The following is a 15603-nucleotide window of genomic DNA, read 5'->3' as shown; positions in this document are numbered from 1 at the left end:
GCCGGGGTCTCGTGGTCAGTCACGGTCAATTCGGGTCACCCCAGCCACCGTCTTCTGGCCGACCTCGACGTCGGTCTCGACGCCCTCGGGGAGGTAGATGTCGACACGCGAACCGAAGCGGATCAGGCCGATCCGCTCGCCCTGCTCGACCTTCGTGCCCTGGGGGATGTACGGCACGATGCGGCGGGCGACGGCGCCGGCGATCTGGACCATCTCGATGTCACCGAGCTCGGTGTCGAAGTGCCACACCACCCGCTCGTTGTTCTCGCTCTCCTTGTTGAAGGCAGGAACGAAACCACCGGGGATGTGCTCGACCGAGGTGACCGTGCCGGCGAGCGGCGCGCGGTTCACGTGCACGTTCAGCGGGCTCATGAAGATCGCGACGCGGGTACGCCCGTCCTTCCACGGCATGATGCTCTGCACCACACCGTCGGCCGGGGAGATGACCCGGCCATCGGCGATCTCGCGCTCGGGGTCGCGGAAGAACCACAGCATGCCGGCCGCCAGAGCGGTGGTCGGGACGGCGAGTGCTGCTGCCTTCTTGGAGCGACGCGAGCGCGCCAGGCTGAGAGCAGCCGTGGCGACGGTCGGGAGAAGCCACGGCGAGGCTCCGCGCGCAAGACGTCCCTTGAGGACGCCGTCGCGTGGTGCAGAGATTTGGCTGTGGGGCATGGATGACCTTCGTAGCGGATGAGGCCGCGCAGTTTACGGGGGGACGGCGGCTTTTCCGGGGATGCTATCGGTTGCGAGCCACAACTGGGCAAGCCAGGAAGCCACATCGGACGACAGGCATCCCCCGGAGCGCGCCTACGGGGTGTGATCTTCTTCGCGAAGAAACACCCCGTAAACGGACATCTGGCCCAGGATCAGCCTTGGGATCGATACTCCTCGAGGAGTCGACGACCAATGATCATTTTCTGGATCTCGGCGGTACCTTCGCCGATCAACAGCATCGGTGCCTCGCGGTAGAGGCGCTCGATCTCGTACTCCTTGGAGAAGCCGTAGCCGCCGTGGATCCGGAACGCGTCCTCCACGACTTCCTTGCAGTATTCGGAGGCCAGGTACTTGGCCATCCCTGCTTCGAGGTCGTTTCGCTCCCCGGAGTCCTTTTTGCGTGCTGCATTGACCATCATCGCATGGGCGGCCTCGACCTTGGTGGCCATCTCGGCCAACTTGAACTGGATCGCCTGGTGCTGCGCGATGGGCTTTCCGAAAGTGTGCCGTTGCTGCGCGTAATCGACACCCAGCTCAAATGCACGCTGTGCGACGCCGCAGCCACGCGCCGCGACATTCACGCGGCCGACTTCCACCCCGTCCATCATTTGGTAAAAGCCCCGGCCGGTCTCCCCGCCCAGTACGCGATTGGCCGGAATGCGCAGGTCATCCATGATGAGTTCGGTCGTGTCGACGCCCTTGTAACCCATCTTGTCGATCTTCCCGGGGATCGTCAGGCCCGGACGGACTTCACCGAAGCCCGGTTCCTTCTCCACGAGGAACGTCGTCATCGACTTGTGCGGCGCGGAGCCCTCCGGGTGACCTTCATCACTTCGCGTGAGAACCGCCACAAGCGTTGACGAACCGCCGTTCGTCAGCCACATCTTCTGGCCGTTCAGAACGTAACTGTCGCCGTCCTTAACCGCCTTTGACGTGATGGCCGACACGTCGGAGCCAAGTCCCGGTTCGGACATGGAGAATGCGCCGCGCACCTCGCCCAGGGCCATGCGGGGCAGGAAGTGGTCCTTCTGCTCCTGCGTGCCGTGCTGCTTGAGCATGTAGGCGACGATGAAGTGGGTGTTGATGATGCCGGAGACCGACATCCAGCCGCGCGCGATCTCCTCCACGCACAGCGCATAGGTGAGCAGTGACTCGCCCAGACCCCCGTACTCCTCGGGAATCATCAGCCCGAACAGGCCCAACTCCTTGAGCCCGTCGACGATCTGTTGCGGGTACTCGTCGCGGTGCTCGAGTTCGGTCGCGACCGGGATGATCTCTTTGTCGACGAAGTCTCTGACCGTGGAGAGGATTTCCTGCTGCACATCGGTCAGGCCGTGGGTCTGCGCGAGTCGGCTCATGGCTACTTCTCCTGCGACTTGAGAGAGGGGCGGCCGGGCTGCTCGCCGCCGCGCTCCTTGATGTACGTCTCGGTGGGCACCATCACCTTGCGGCGGAAGACGCAGACGAGCGTGCCGTCCTGCTTGTAGCCCTTGGTCTCCACGTAGACGATTCCACGGTCCGACTTCGACTTGGACGGGGTCTTGTCCAGGACCGTCGTCTCGCCGTAGATGGTGTCGCCGTGGAAGGTCGGCGCCACGTGCTTGAGCGACTCGATCTCCAGATTGGCGATCGCCTTGCCCGACACGTCCGGCACGGACATCCCGAGGAGCAGCGAGTAGATGTAGTTCCCGACGACGACGTTCTTGCCGAAGTCCGTCGTCTTCTCCGCATAGTTCGTGTCCATGTGGAGCGGGTGGTGGTTCATCGTCAGAAGACAGAAGAGATGGTCGTCGTACTCGGTGACCGTCTTTCCGGGCCAGTGCTTGTAGACGTCCCCGACGGTGAACTCTTCGTAAGTGCGGCCGAACTGCATGAGTCGCTACGCCTCCGGGATCTCGAACTTGGACGTGCGCTGCATGCCGGCCGCGCGTCCCTTCCCGGAGATGACGAGCGCCATCTTCCGGCTGGCCTCGTCGATCATCTCGTCGCCGAGCATCGCGGAGCCCTTCTTGCCGCCGGCCTCGGACGTGCAGTAGTCGTACGCGTCCAGGATCAGCTCGGCGTGGTCGTAGTCCTCCTGGGACGGCGAGAAGACCTCGTTGGCGGCCTCGACCTGGCCGGGGTGCAGCACCCACTTGCCGTCGAAGCCGAGGGCCGCGGCACGCCCCGCGACCTCGCGGAAGCCGTCGACGTTCTTGATCTGGAGGTACGGGCCGTCGATCGCCTGGAGGTCGTTGGCGCGGGCCGCCATCAGGATCTTCATCAGGATGTAGTGGTACGCGTCGGCGCCGTAGCCGGGCGGCTGCTCGCCGACGACCAGGGACTTCATGTTGATGGAGGCCATGAAGTCGGCCGGGCCGAAGATGATGGTCTCGGTGCGCGGCGAGGCCTCGGCGATCGCGTTGACGTTGTTGAGGCCCTGCGCGTTCTCGATCTGCGCCTCGATGCCGATCTTGCCGACCTCGAAGCCCATCGTCTTCTCGATCTGCGTGAGCAGGAGGTCGAGCGCGACGACCTGCTCGGCGTTCTGCACCTTCGGCAGCATGATGCAGTCGAGGTTCTGGCCGGCGCCCTCGACGACGGTCACGACGTCCCGGTACGTCCACTCGGTCGTCCAGTCGTTGACCCGCACGACGCGCGTCTTGCCCGTCCAGTCGCCCTCGTTGAGGAACTTGACGATGGTGTGCCGCGCCTCGGGCTTGGCGAGCGGGGCGCAGGCGTCCTCCAGGTCGAGGAAGACCTGGTCGGCGTCGAGGCCCTGGGCCTTCTCCAGGAAGCGCGGGTTCGAGCCGGGTACGGCCAGACACGAACGGCGCGGGCGAAGGCGGTTGACCTGGGTCATGCGGGGACCTCCAGTGGGTCGAGGTGGTTCGCTGTGCGGATCTCGTCGACGATACGGCCGATGATCTCCGTGATGCCGAAGTCCTTGGGGGTGAAGACGGCGGCCACACCCGCCCGCTTCAGGTCCTCGGCGTCGGCATTGGGGATGATGCCGCCGACGATCACGGGGATGTCGGTGGCGCCCGCCTCGCGCAGGCGGGCGAGCACGTCGGGCACCAGCTCGGCGTGCGATCCGGACAGGATCGACAGGCCGACGCAGTGCACGTCCTCGGCGAGAGCCGCGGAGACGATCTGTTCGGGCGTGAGCCGGATGCCCTGGTAGACCACCTCGAACCCGGCGTCGCGGGCCCGTACGGCGATCTGCTCGGCGCCGTTGGAGTGTCCGTCCAGGCCCGGCTTGCCGACCAGCAGGCGGAGCTTGCCGCCCAGTTCCTCGCCGGTGCGGCGGACCTTCTCGCGGACCTCGGCGAGCGGGGTGCCCTCCTCGGCCGCGACCGCGACCGGCGCCGACGAGACGCCCGTGGGGGCGCGGAACTCGCCGAACACCTCGCGCAGGGCCGCCGCCCACTCGCCGGTCGTGACCCCGGCGCGGGCGCATTCGAGGGTGGCCTCCATGAGGTTCTCCGTACCCGCCGCGGCCTCCTTGAGGCGCTCCAGCGCCTGCCGGCTGGTCGGGTAGAGGAACGGATCGCCCATGCCCTGACGGTCGGTCGACTCCTCACGGGTCGTGCGCCACTCGCCGATGGCCGCCACGACCCTGGCCTCGACGTCGTGGTCCACCGTCATGATCGCGGTGTCCAGGTCGGCGGTGAGCGGGTTCGGCTCGGTGCCCTCGTAGCAGTTGACGCCGACGATCTTCTCCTCACCGGCCTCGATCTTGGCCCGGCGCTCGGCGTGCGAGGAGACGAGTTGCGACTTGAGGTAGCCGGACTCGACGGCGGCCAGCGCGCCGCCCATCTCCTGGATCCGGTCGATCTCGGCGAAGGACTCGGCGACCAGCTCGTCGACCTTCTTCTCGATGACGTGCGAGCCCGCGAAGATGTCCTCGTACTCCAACAGGTCGCTCTCGTGGGCGAGGACCTGCTGGATGCGCAGGGACCACTGCTGGTCCCAGGGCCTCGGGAGGCCCAACGCCTCGTTCCAGGCGGGGAGTTGGACGGCGCGGGCGCGCGCGTCCTTGCTGAGGGTCACGGCCAGCATTTCGAGGACGATCCGCTGGACGTTGTTCTCCGGCTGGGCCTCGGTCAGGCCGAGCGAGTTGACCTGCACCCCGTACCGGAAGCGGCGCTGCTTCGCGTTCTCGATGCCGTACCGCTCGCGCGTGATCTGGTCCCAGATCCGCCCGAACGCCCGCATCTTGCACATCTCCTCGATGAAGCGGACTCCCGCGTTCACGAAGAAGGAGATGCGGGCCACGACGTCCCCGAACTTCTCGGCGGGGACCTGCCCTGAGTCGCGTACGGCATCGAGAACAGCGATGGCGGTGGACATCGCGTAGGCGATCTCCTGGACCGGAGTGGCCCCCGCCTCCTGGAGGTGGTAGCTGCAAATGTTGATCGGGTTCCACTTCGGCATGTTCGCCACCGTGTACGCGATCATGTCGGTGGTCAGGCGGAGCGAGGGCCCCGGCGGGAACACATGGGTGCCCCGCGACAGGTACTCCTTGACGATGTCGTTCTGCGTCGTGCCCTGGAGCGCGGCGAGGTCCGCGCCCTGCTCCTCCGCGACCACCTGGTAGAGCGCCAGGGTCCACATGGCGGTGGCGTTGATCGTCATCGAGGTGTTCATCTGCTCCAGGGGGATGTCCTGGAACAGCCGCCGCATGTCACCGAGGTGGGACACCGGGACGCCGACGCGGCCGACCTCACCTCGCGCGAGGATGTGGTCGGGGTCGTACCCGGTCTGGGTCGGCAGGTCGAAGGCGACCGACAGGCCCGTCTGCCCCTTGGCGAGGTTGCGGCGGTACAGCTCGTTGGACGCCTCGGCCGTGGAGTGGCCGGCGTACGTGCGCATGAGCCACGGCCGGTCCTTCTGGCGCTCAGTCATCTGCACTGTCTCCTACGGGAGTTCAGAAGGTCTCAGACGTTCCGGAACCGGTTGATGGCGTCGATGTGCTGCGCCCGCTTCTCGTGGTCGCGCACGCCGAGGCCCTCCTCGGGGGCGAGCGCGAGGACGCCGACCTTGCCCTGGTGGAGGTTGCGGTGCACGTCGTAGGCGGCCTGGCCGGTGTCCTCGAGCGCGTACGTCTTCGACAGCGTCGGGTGGATCTTGCCCTTGGAGATCAGGCGGTTGGCCTCCCACGCCTCGCGGTAGTTGGCGAAGTGCGAGCCGATGATGCGCTTCAGTGACATCCACAGGTAGCGGTTGTCGTACTCGTGCATGTAGCCGGAGGTGGAGGCGCAGGTGGTGATCGTGCCGCCCTTGCGCGTCACGTACACACTGGCGCCGAAGGTCTCGCGGCCGGGGTGCTCGAAGACGATGTCGATGTCCTCGCCGCCGGTGAACTCGCGGATGCGCTTGCCGAAGCGCTTCCACTCCTTCGGGTCCTGGGTGCGCTCGTCCTTCCAGAACTTGTAGCCCTCGGCGCTGCGGTCGATGATCGCCTCGGCGCCCATGGCCCGGCAGATGTCGGCCTTCTGCTCGCTGGAGACGACGCAGATGGGGTTGGCGCCACCGGCGAGCGCGAACTGCGTGGCGTACGAGCCGAGTCCGCCCGACGCGCCCCAGATGAGGACGTTGTCGCCCTGCTTCATGCCGGCGCCGTTGCGGGACACGAGCTGGCGGTACGCGGTGGAGTTCACGAGGCCGGGAGCGGCGGCCTCCTCCCAGCTGAGGTGGTCCGGCTTCGGCATCAGCTGGTTGGACTTGACGAGCGCGATCTCGGCGAGTCCGCCGAAGTTCGTCTCGAAGCCCCAGATGCGCTGCTCGGGGTCGAGCATCGTGTCGTTGTGGCCGTCGCTCGACTCCAGCTCGACGGAGAGGCAGTGCGCGACGACCTCGTCGCCCGCGTGCCAGGCGTTGACGCCGGGGCCGGTGCGCAGCACGACGCCCGCGAGGTCGGAGCCGATGACGTGGTACGGCAGGTCGTGGCGCTTGGTGAGTTCGCTGAGCCGGCCGTAGCGCTCCAGGAAGCTGAAGGTGGACACCGGCTCGAAGATCGAGGTCCACACGGAGTTGTAGTTGACCGAGGAGGCCATCACGGCCACCAAGGCCTCGCCCGGGCCGAGTTCGGGAACCGGCACGTCGTCCAGGTGGATCGACTTGCGCGGGTCCTTCTCGCGGCTGTCGAGCCCGGCGAACATCTCCGCCTCGTCCTTGTGCACGGTGATCGCGCGGTACGAGTCGGGGAGCGGCAGGGCGGCGAAGTCGGCAGACGTGGCGGTCTGCGACTGAATCGCGTCCAGGATGTCCTTCACGGTGGTGCCTCCGGCGTTGAGCGTTGAGGGAAACGCTGAGTCGGGTGTGGCTGCTGAGGGTTTTTGAGGGTGTGCCGTCGGTTCGGCGGGGGTGGTGCAGTGGCAGCGCTTGGTGTGGCGCGGAAGGTTGCCTGTGACGCAGGCGCCCGGGCGCACGAACCACGGTCGTTCGCGGTTCGCGGGGACAGCCCTCGCACGGAAGTTCTCTGTGCGCCGGCCGCCCGGACACCTTCAACGTATGGCACAGCGTGACAACGCACAAGGCACTGCGTGCCATCAATTTCGCTCAGGTGAATTTTCTGGCCTCAAGTGAGCGATGATCGATCAGGCGAGGTCAGGGGCGGGTTCCCGGACATGGAAAGGATCGATGATCGATCGCCGGGGCGAGGAGTGGCGCGCCGGAGGAATGAAAAAGGCGCCTCACCTGGCACTGCGTGCCAGGTGAGGCGCCTTGTGAAGCGGCGGCCCCGCTACCGGTTCCTGAGAGCCTCTTCGATCGTGCGCATGACCTCCGGCAGCGGCGCGTCCGTGCGGGCCACCGTGACGAGGACCTCGCCGTTCTGCGAGACCTGCGCGGGGGGCGAGGCGGCGGCCGGGGTACGGCCCGCCCCGATGCCGGTGCCGAACGTGCGGCGCACGATCGCGAAGGCGTGGTCGAGCTGGGTCTCCACGTCGCCCTGGCCGTCCGCCCGCAGCCAGCGCCGCAGTACGTGGTTGTGGGCGGTGACGACGGCGGAGGCGGCGACCTCGGCGAGCAACGGGTCGTCGTTGCCGTCGTGGTGCGCCTGCTCGTCGAAGTGGCCGAGGAGGTAGCGGGTGAACAGTCGCTCGTAGCGGGCCACCGAGGCGATCTCCGCCTCGCGCAGCGTCGGCACCTCGCGGGTCAGCTGGTAGCGCGCCACGGACACCGCGGGCTGCGCGGCGTACATCTTCATGACTTCCTTGATGCCCCGGCACACCGTGTCCAGCGGGTGCTCCAGGGCCGGCGCCGCGTTCAGCACGGCCTCCGCGCGCACCAGGGTGTCGTCGTGGTCAGGGAAGATCGCCTCTTCCTTGGAGCGGAAGTGGCGGAAGAACGTGCGTCGGGCGACCCCGGCGGTCGCGGCGATCTCGTCGACCGTCGTCGCCTCGTACCCCTTCGTGGCGAAGAGTTCCATCGCCGCGGCCGCGAGTTCGCGGCGCATCTTGAGCCGCTGGGCCGCGGCCCGATTGCCCGCGGCGCTCTCCGGCGCGTCGGGCGTGGCGGAGGTACGAGAGGACTGGTCGGCCTTGGACATGCCCCGAACGTACTGCATGTACGTGCCCGGTGGTGCCCCGGTCAGCGGGCCGCCCGGCTCCCCGAGCAGCCCGCCCCAACCGGATTCGGCCTCACCGACCGAATCAGCGCTTGGCATATTCGCGGAAACCACGGCCCGTCTTGCGGCCGAGGCAGCCCGCGGCCACCAGGTGCTCGAGGAGCGGTGCCGGTGCGAGGCCCGGGTCGCGGAACTCGCGGTGCAGCACGCGCTCGATGGCGAGCGAGACGTCCAGGCCCACCACGTCGAGCAGTTCGAACGGGCCCATCGGGTAACCGCCGCCGAGCTTCATGGCGGCGTCGATGTCGTCGAGCGAGGCGTAGTGCTCCTGGACCATCTTGATCGCGTTGTTCAGGTACGGGAAGAGCAGCGCGTTCACGATGAAGCCGGCGCGGTCCCCGCAGTCCACGGGGTGCTTGCGGACCTTGCGGGTCAGCTCGCGGACGGTGGCGTGCACCTCGTCGGAGGTGAGCACCGTGCGCACGACCTCGACCAGCTTCATGGCGGGCGCCGGATTGAAGAAGTGCATCCCGATGACGTCCTGCGGGCGCGAGGTGGCGCGGGCGCAGGCGACGACGGGCAGCGAGGAGGTCGTGGTCGCGAGGATCGCGCCGGGCTTGCAGACCTTGTCGAACGTCGCGAACAGCTGCCGCTTCACGTCCAGGTCCTCGGCGACGGCCTCCAGGGCCAGGTCGACCTCGGCGAACGCGTCGTAGGAACCGGCGGGGGAGATGCGCGCGAGCGTCTCCTCGGCGTTCTCCGCGGTCATCCGGCCCTTGTCGACGGATCGCTTGAGCGACTTGCCGATACGGGCCTTGGCCGTCTCCGCCTTCTCCTCGCTGCGGGCCGCGAGCACCACGTCGTACCCGGCCTTCGCGAACACCTCGGCGATCCCGGAGGCCATCGTTCCCGAACCGGCGACGCCGACGGAGCGGACGGTGCGGGCGGGACCGGTGAGCGCGTCGCTGAGCGGCGTCAGCGCGTCGCGCACCACGACGGCGCTGCCCGGCGCCTCGTACGTGTAGAAGCCGCGGCCGGCCTTGCGCCCGGTCAGACCCGCCTCGCTGAGCTGCTTGAGGATCGGGGCGGGGGCGTGCAGCCGGTCGTGCGACTCGGCGTACATGGCGTCGAGGACGGTACGGGCCGTGTCGACGCCGATCAGGTCGAGCAGGGCGAGGGGGCCCATCGGCAGTCCGCAGCCCAGCTTCATCGCGGCGTCGATGTCCTCGCGCGAGGCGTACTTGGCCTCGTACATGGCGGCGGCCTGGTTGAGGTAGCCGAAGAGCAGCCCGTCCGCGACGAAGCCGGGGCGGTCGCCGACCGCGACCGGGTCCTTGCCCAGCTCGATGGCGAGATCGGTGACGGTCGCGACGGCGGCCGGCGCGGTGAGCACCGACGACACCACCTCGACGAGCTTCATGGCGGGCGCCGGGTTGAAGAAGTGCAGGCCGAGGACGCGCTCGGGACGCGCCGAATCGGCGGCGAGGCGGGTCACCGAGAGCGCGTTGGTGCCGGTCGCGAGGACGGTGTCGGGGCGCACGATGCCGTCGAGTTCGCGGAAGACCTGCTGCTTGATCTCGTACGACTCCGGGACGACCTCGATCACCAGGTCGGCCTCGGACGCGGCCTGGAGGTCGGTGAACGTACGGAAGCGGGCGAGCAGCTCCGCGCGCTGCTGCTCGGTGAGGTGCTCGCGGCGCACCGCACGCGCCGTCGAGGCCTCCAGGGACGCCACGGCCTGGGCGGTGGCGGACTCGCTGATGTCGATGCCGATGACCTCGCGCCCGGCACGGGCCAGGACCTCGGCGATGCCGGTGCCCATGGTGCCGAGGCCGACGACGGCCACAGTTGAGATACGGGACAGGGGAGCGTCCATCTGGGAACTCCAGAAAATGAGGGGTGACGGCTGAGGCGACTGAGCGCCGCACACGCGCGGACAACCGGCGCGGGAGGTGCGGGAGTTGAGCCGAACCGGCAGGCCCTGTCCCGGGGCCGAGCCGTACTGCGGTACACACGGGTACCGAACCGACTGACACTCACGACGGCTGCGTCACCAGGCCGCCGCGAGCGGTGCTGCGGGAAGTATGCCCCGCTCACCTGAGCTTAACCAGCGAGTAACGAGCGCGCCAGTCCTCGCCGTTGAAAGGTCGCTGTGATCTACGTCGCCGCAGGCGGTGCCCGTCTACCCTCGACGTCATGGACGAAGAGTCGCGAACGGTAACGGAACGCATCCGGAAGGAATCCGGTGGAACGCCCGCGTTCGAGCAGTTGGTCGCCTCCCACGACAGGGACGAGCTGGCGGCGGTGCTCACCGCGCCGCAGCAGCCGCTGTGGGCGCGGGAGCTGGCGGCGTATCGGCTGGGCATGGCGGGCGACGGCCGCGCCTTTGAGTCCCTCGTCCTGCTGCTCAACCACCGTGACCCGGAGCGCTGCGCCGCGGCGGCCGAGGCCCTCGCCGCGCTCGGCGACCCGCGCACCGCACGGGCGGCCGCGGCCCTGGCGACGAACGAGCTGCGCGTCGCCTACGCCCTGTACCCCGTCCGCCTGCTCACCCAGCTCCGCGCCCCGGAGTCGGCCCCGGCCCTGATCGCCACGCTCCGTCGCCGCCTCGTTCCGCACGACCCGTACCGGAAGGTGGCCCTCGCCTGCGTCGAGGGCCTGGGCAGCCTCGCCGACCCCCGGGCCCGCGAGGTCCTCAAGGAGGCCGCCACCCACCCGCGCCTCGCGATGGCGGCGGAGGCGGCACTGGCGCGGCTGCCGCGGACGTGAGGCGGCCGTCCGGCTCTGGCGGTGGATCGGCCCGTCGGCCGTCCGCCGTCACTCCGGCGTGACGGCGAGCGCCTCGATCTCCATCAGGAAGTCCGGCGACATCAGCGCGGCGACCTGCACCGCGGAGGCGGCGGGCAGCCGCGCGGGGTCGAGAAACTCGTCGCGGGCCCGGCGCACGGCGGGCATGTGGGTGAGGTGCGTCATGCGGGTCATCCTCACAGCAGGGTCAGCTGTGTCGGGGTCTCGGGGGTCGGGGTTTCCTCGCGGGCGGGGATGCGGCGGGGTGTGGCTGCCCGGCTCGGGCCGATACCGAATTCCTCCGCCAGTTCGTGGACCTGGCGGGTCACGCGGCGTTGGTACCACTTCGGGGCGTAGGCGCCCTCCGCGTAGAGGCGTTCGTAGCGGCGGACCAGGTGCGGGTGGTGTTGCGCGAGCCACCCCATGAACCACTCGCGGGCGCCGGGGCGCAGGTGCAGGACCAGCGGGGTCACGGAGGTCGCGCCCGCCCGGGCGATGGCGCGGACCGTCGCCCGCAGCTGGTCCGGGTGGTCGCCGAGGAAGGGGATCACCGGAGCCATCAGGACCCCGCAGCCGATCCCCGCGTCGGAGAGGGCGCGTACGACGTCGAGGCGGCGCTCCGGCGCGGGCGTGCCCGGCTCGACGGTGCGCCACAGCTCCCGGTCCACGAAGCCGACCGAGACCGAGATCCCGACGTCCGTCACCTCGGCCGCCTGCCGCAGCAGCGGCAGGTCCCGCAGGATCAGCGTGCCCTTCGTCAGGATCGAGAACGGGTTCGCGTAGTCGCGCAGCGCCTCGATGATGCCGGGCATCAACCGGTAGCGGCCCTCGGCCCGTTGATAGCAGTCGACGTTCGTGCCCATCGCGATGTGCTCGCCGTGCCAGCGCCGCGAGGCGAGGTGGTGGCGCAGCAACTGCGGCGCGTTCACCTTCACCACGATCTGGCTGTCGAAGCCGAGCCCCGTGTCGAGGTCCAGATAGCGATGGGTGTTGCGGGCGAAGCAGTAGACGCACGCGTGTGTGCAGCCCCGATACGGGTTGACGGTCCACTCGAACGGCATCCGGGACGCCCCCGGCACCCGGTTCACGATCGACCGGGACCGGATCTCGTGGAACGTCACACCTGCGAATTCGGGGGTGTCGAAGGTCCTGCTCACCACCGTGTCCGCGCCGAACAGCGCGGCGTCCCGGGCCCGCCCGTGGTCGACGGGCTCGTCCGTGAGGTTCTCCCAGCGCATGACGCCTCCTCGGTAGCACTGACCACAGAATAGAACACATGTTCCCTTGATCGTGCGAACCCCGTGCGAACGCGTTCCGTAGCAGGTGTGGCCGGGGTCCGGCCCCGATTTGGGCGGCCGGTACGGAGGGTGGTTGGCTTGACACCGCCCCAGGGCCGGTCGTCGCCCAGGCGGCGGTCCCTGAAGAACCGATTGCTGGAGGAAGTGTCATGGCGCAGGTCGAGGCCACCACGGAACGTGTCGTCGCCGCGAAGCCGGACGACGTCTTCGACGCCCTCGCCGACTACAGCGGCACGCGCGCGAAGATGCTGCCCGAGCACTTCAGCGAGTACGAGGTGCGCGAGGGTGGCGACGGCGAGGGCACGCTCGTGCACTGGAAGCTCCAGGCCACCAGCAAGCGCGTGCGCGACTGCCTGCTCGAGGTGACCGAGCCGACCGAGGGCGAGCTCGTCGAGAAGGACCGCAACTCCTCCATGGTCACGACGTGGCGCGTCACGCCGGCAGGCGACGGCCAGTCGCGCGTCACCGTCACGACCGTGTGGAACGGTGCGGGCGGCATCGGCGGCTTCTTCGAGAAGACCTTCGCCCCCAAGGGCCTCGCCCGCATCTACGACGCCGTGCTCGCGGGCCTCGCGACGCAGGTCGAGAAGTGACCCGCGTGCGCGGGCAGTTGTAACGCCCGCGCACTGATCCGCCGCTCACCGTTTCGAGTGGTTTTCGTTCTGCCGCCGTTGTACGCCGTAGGGCTCCCACCGGCGGATACGTCGATCCGGCCCACCTGAACAGCGATTCTTCGCGCTTGCCCCCAGTTGTCGCGTAATGCGAGAAATGGCCGCGCAAGGGCGACGAGGGGAGCTGCAGGTGGGCACGGTGACGCTGGTGACCGATCCGGTCGGGGAACCGGTGGCCCCGCCCGACCTCCCGCCGGAGCCGCAACGGCCCGCGCAACCGGCCCAGTTGCCGGGACACGGTCTCAGTCCCAGCCGTGTGCGCATGGTCTTCGTCGGCCTGATGCTGGCGCTGCTGCTCGCCGCCCTCGAGCAGATGATCGTCGCCACGGCGCTGCCCCGGATCGTCGGCGAACTTCACGGCCTGGACAAGATGTCCTGGGCGATCACCGCCTACCTGCTGACCTCGACCGTCGGTCTGCCGATCTACGGAAAGCTCGGCGACCTCTTCGGCCGCAAGGGCGTCTTCCAGTTCGCGATCGTCGTCTTCATCATCGGCTCCGCGCTCGCGGGGCGCGCGCAGACGATGGACCAGCTCATCGCCTTCCGTGCCCTCCAGGGCGTCGGCGCGGGCGGGCTCATGATCGGCGTACAGGCGATCATCGGTGACATCGTGCCGCCGCGCGAACGCGGCCGCTACATGGGCCTGATCGGCGCCGCGTTCGGCCTCGCCTCCGTCGCGGGCCCGCTGCTCGGCGGCTACTTCACCGATCACCTCTCCTGGCGCTGGTGCTTCTACATCAACGTCCCGTTCGGCCTGCTCACCCTCGCCGTGACGGCCGTCGTCCTCAAGCTGCCCAAGCCCACGAAGAGGCCCCGACTCGACGTGCTCGGCGCCCTGTTGCTGGCGGCAGCCTCAACATGTCTGGTGCTGCTGACCAGTTGGGGCGGCACCGAGTACGAGTGGGGCGACCGCGTCATCATCGGGCTAGGGGTCGGCGCCCTCGCCTCGACGCTCCTGTTCCTCATCGCCGAGAAGTTCGCCGCCGAACCCCTCATCCCGCTGCGGCTGTTCCGCGACTCGGTGTTCAACGTCAGCGGGCTCGTCGGCATGGTCGTGGGCGTCGCCCTGTTCGGCGCGGCGAGCTATCTGCCGACGTTCCTCCAGATGGTCGACGGCGCGTCGGCGACCGAATCGGGACTGCTGATGCTCCCCATGATGGGCGGAGTGGTGGTGGCCTCCATCGTGTCCGGCCAACTCATCAGCCACACAGGCACATACAAGCTCTACCCGATCCTCGGCGGCGCCCTGTCGACGGCGGGCATGTACCTCCTCTCCCGCCTCGAAGCCGACACCCCACGCCTCGAATACAGCGTCTACATGGCAGTCCTCGGCGCGGGCATCGGCCTGATCATGCCGGTCCTCGTGCTCGCCGTGCAGAACTCCGTACGGGCATCTGACCTCGGCACGGCCACCAGCGCCAACAACTACTTCCGGCAGATCGGCGGCAGCGTCGGCGCCGCGATCTTCGGCACGCTCTTCGCGGACCGGCTCACCGACTCCCTCGCCGACCGGGTCCCCGCCACCGGGCAGGGCCTGCCCGACGCCGAGTCCATCACCCCGCAGCTCGTGCACGCGATGCCCGCCGCGCTGCGCACCCCGTACATCGAGGCATACGCCGACGCGATGCCCCGGATCTTCCTCTACTTGGTGCCGGTCCTCGTCCTGGGCCTGCTCCTCGCCTTCTTCCTCAAGGAGACCCCTCTCTTGTCCAGTTCCGCCGGTTCCGTCGGCTCCGACACCCACGCCATCCCCTCGCAGGAGCGCGCCTCCGCGTTCGCCGCCGGGGTCCCGGTCTGCGGGACCGTACGGCACTCCGACGGCACGCCGGTGCCGCGGGCCGCGCTCACCCTCATCGACGTGGGCGGCACCCAGATCGGCCGCGGCGCGAGCGGCGACGACGGCCGGTACGCGCTCGCGACGCCGGGCACGGGCTCGTACGTCCTGATCGCGGCGGCGGGCGGTCACCAGCCGCAGGCCGTGACGGTCACGGTGGGCGAGCGTCCGGTGGACCTGGACGTGGTCCTCGGCGGTGCGGGACGGCTCGCGGGTGCGGTGCTGACGGCGGACGGAACTCCCGTACGCGAGGCGATCGTCACACTCACGAACGTGCACGGCGAGGTGGTCGCGACGACGCGCAGCGGCCGTGAAGGCTCCTACGTCATCACGGAGTTGGTGGCGGGCGAGTACACCCTGGCGGCCAGCGCCCCGGCGTTCCGGCCGGCCGCGATGCCGGTGACGGTGATGGCCTCCCGTGAGACCCGCCAGGACGTGGAGCTGGCGGGCGGGGCGATGCTGCGGGGGACGGTGCGGGCGGGTGGTGGCCGCCCGGTGGAGGACGCGCGCGTCACGCTCCTCGACGTGGCGGGCAACGTGGTGGACACCCTGACGACGGGCCCGGACGGCACCTTCCGCTTCCTGGACCTGGCCTCCGGCGAGTACACGGTGATCGCCGCGGGCTACCCGCCGGTGGCCACGGTCCTCCAGGTGGCGGGAGGCGGCCGCACGGACCGCGACCTCCAACTGGGCCACGAGGACTGACCGGTGCCGTGGCCGGGCCCGTCCGCCCCTGTTGCGCGGCAC

At 69.1% G+C, this 15603-nt stretch carries 13 protein-coding genes; 3 read left to right on the top strand and 10 right to left on the bottom strand.

Annotated features, from left to right (window positions below; translation table 11 throughout):
- Window positions 1–15: 15 nt before the first annotated feature.
- From ACNYS0_RS09755 to ACNYS0_RS09720, 8 genes are all read right to left on the bottom strand, one after another.
- Window positions 16–672 carry a phosphatidylserine decarboxylase gene (locus ACNYS0_RS09755; RefSeq protein ID WP_422414765.1) on the bottom strand — a complete coding sequence of 219 codons (657 nt, stop codon included), beginning with the start codon at window positions 670–672 and terminating at the stop codon, window positions 16–18.
- A 194-nt stretch (window positions 673–866) separates the two neighbouring features.
- Window positions 867–2072: an acyl-CoA dehydrogenase family protein gene (locus ACNYS0_RS09750; protein WP_422472360.1), complete on the bottom strand. Its 1206-nt coding sequence runs from the start codon at window positions 2070–2072 to the stop codon at window positions 867–869.
- Between the two features lie 2 nt (window positions 2073–2074).
- Window positions 2075–2587, bottom strand: coding sequence for a MaoC family dehydratase (locus ACNYS0_RS09745; RefSeq protein ID WP_422472358.1), 513 nt, complete (start codon window positions 2585–2587; stop codon window positions 2075–2077).
- 6 nt (window positions 2588–2593) lie between these two features.
- Window positions 2594–3556: an HpcH/HpaI aldolase/citrate lyase family protein gene (locus tag ACNYS0_RS09740; protein ID WP_266715415.1), complete on the bottom strand. Its 963-nt coding sequence runs from the start codon at window positions 3554–3556 to the stop codon at window positions 2594–2596.
- Window positions 3553–5601, bottom strand: coding sequence for a protein meaA (locus tag ACNYS0_RS09735; protein ID WP_422472356.1), 2049 nt, complete (start codon window positions 5599–5601; stop codon window positions 3553–3555). Before ACNYS0_RS09735 ends, ACNYS0_RS09740 begins: the two co-directional genes overlap by 4 nt.
- A 32-nt stretch (window positions 5602–5633) precedes the next feature.
- Window positions 5634–6971, bottom strand: coding sequence for a crotonyl-CoA carboxylase/reductase (ccrA, locus tag ACNYS0_RS09730; protein ID WP_422472354.1), 1338 nt, complete (start codon window positions 6969–6971; stop codon window positions 5634–5636).
- A 470-nt stretch (window positions 6972–7441) separates the two neighbouring features.
- Window positions 7442–8266 (bottom strand): TetR family transcriptional regulator, encoded by an 825-nt coding sequence (locus ACNYS0_RS09725; RefSeq protein ID WP_422482551.1) that lies wholly within the window; start codon window positions 8264–8266, stop codon window positions 7442–7444.
- Window positions 8267–8351: 85 nt separating this feature from the next.
- Complete coding sequence (locus tag ACNYS0_RS09720; protein WP_422472352.1) at window positions 8352–10142, bottom strand: 3-hydroxyacyl-CoA dehydrogenase family protein; 1791 nt, start codon at window positions 10140–10142, stop codon at window positions 8352–8354.
- Window positions 10143–10462: 320 nt separating this feature from the next.
- Here ACNYS0_RS09720 and ACNYS0_RS09715 point away from each other — a divergent pair, with 320 nt between their 5' ends.
- A complete protein-coding gene (locus tag ACNYS0_RS09715; RefSeq protein ID WP_422472350.1) occupies window positions 10463–11035 on the top strand; it encodes an adenylosuccinate lyase in 573 nt (190 codons plus the stop codon).
- A 48-nt stretch (window positions 11036–11083) separates the two neighbouring features.
- On the opposite strand, the gene ACNYS0_RS09710 is transcribed toward ACNYS0_RS09715, so the two are convergent.
- The gene (locus tag ACNYS0_RS09710; protein WP_422472348.1) at window positions 11084–11239 is read right to left on the bottom strand and encodes a Rid family hydrolase; all 156 of its coding nucleotides are present in this window, start codon (window positions 11237–11239) and stop codon (window positions 11084–11086) included.
- An 11-nt stretch (window positions 11240–11250) separates the two neighbouring features.
- Window positions 11251–12291 carry an Rv2578c family radical SAM protein gene (locus ACNYS0_RS09705; protein ID WP_422472346.1) on the bottom strand — a complete coding sequence of 347 codons (1041 nt, stop codon included), beginning with the start codon at window positions 12289–12291 and terminating at the stop codon, window positions 11251–11253.
- Between the two features lie 209 nt (window positions 12292–12500).
- Between ACNYS0_RS09705 and ACNYS0_RS09700 the strand changes: the two genes are divergently transcribed.
- Both ACNYS0_RS09700 and ACNYS0_RS09695 read left to right on the top strand, forming a co-directional pair.
- A complete protein-coding gene (locus tag ACNYS0_RS09700) occupies window positions 12501–12944 on the top strand; it encodes an SRPBCC family protein (RefSeq protein WP_422472344.1) in 444 nt (147 codons plus the stop codon).
- Between the two features lie 208 nt (window positions 12945–13152).
- Complete coding sequence (locus tag ACNYS0_RS09695) at window positions 13153–15561, top strand: MFS transporter (RefSeq protein ID WP_422472342.1); 2409 nt, start codon at window positions 13153–13155, stop codon at window positions 15559–15561.
- The last annotated feature ends 42 nt before the right edge of the window (window positions 15562–15603 follow it).

The sequence above is a fragment of the Streptomyces anthophorae genome (assembly GCF_049310305.1).
GTDB lineage: Bacteria > Actinomycetota > Actinomycetes > Streptomycetales > Streptomycetaceae > Streptomyces.
The sequence above is the reverse complement of the archived record's forward strand: the minus strand, read 5'-3'. Positions and strand labels throughout refer to the sequence as shown.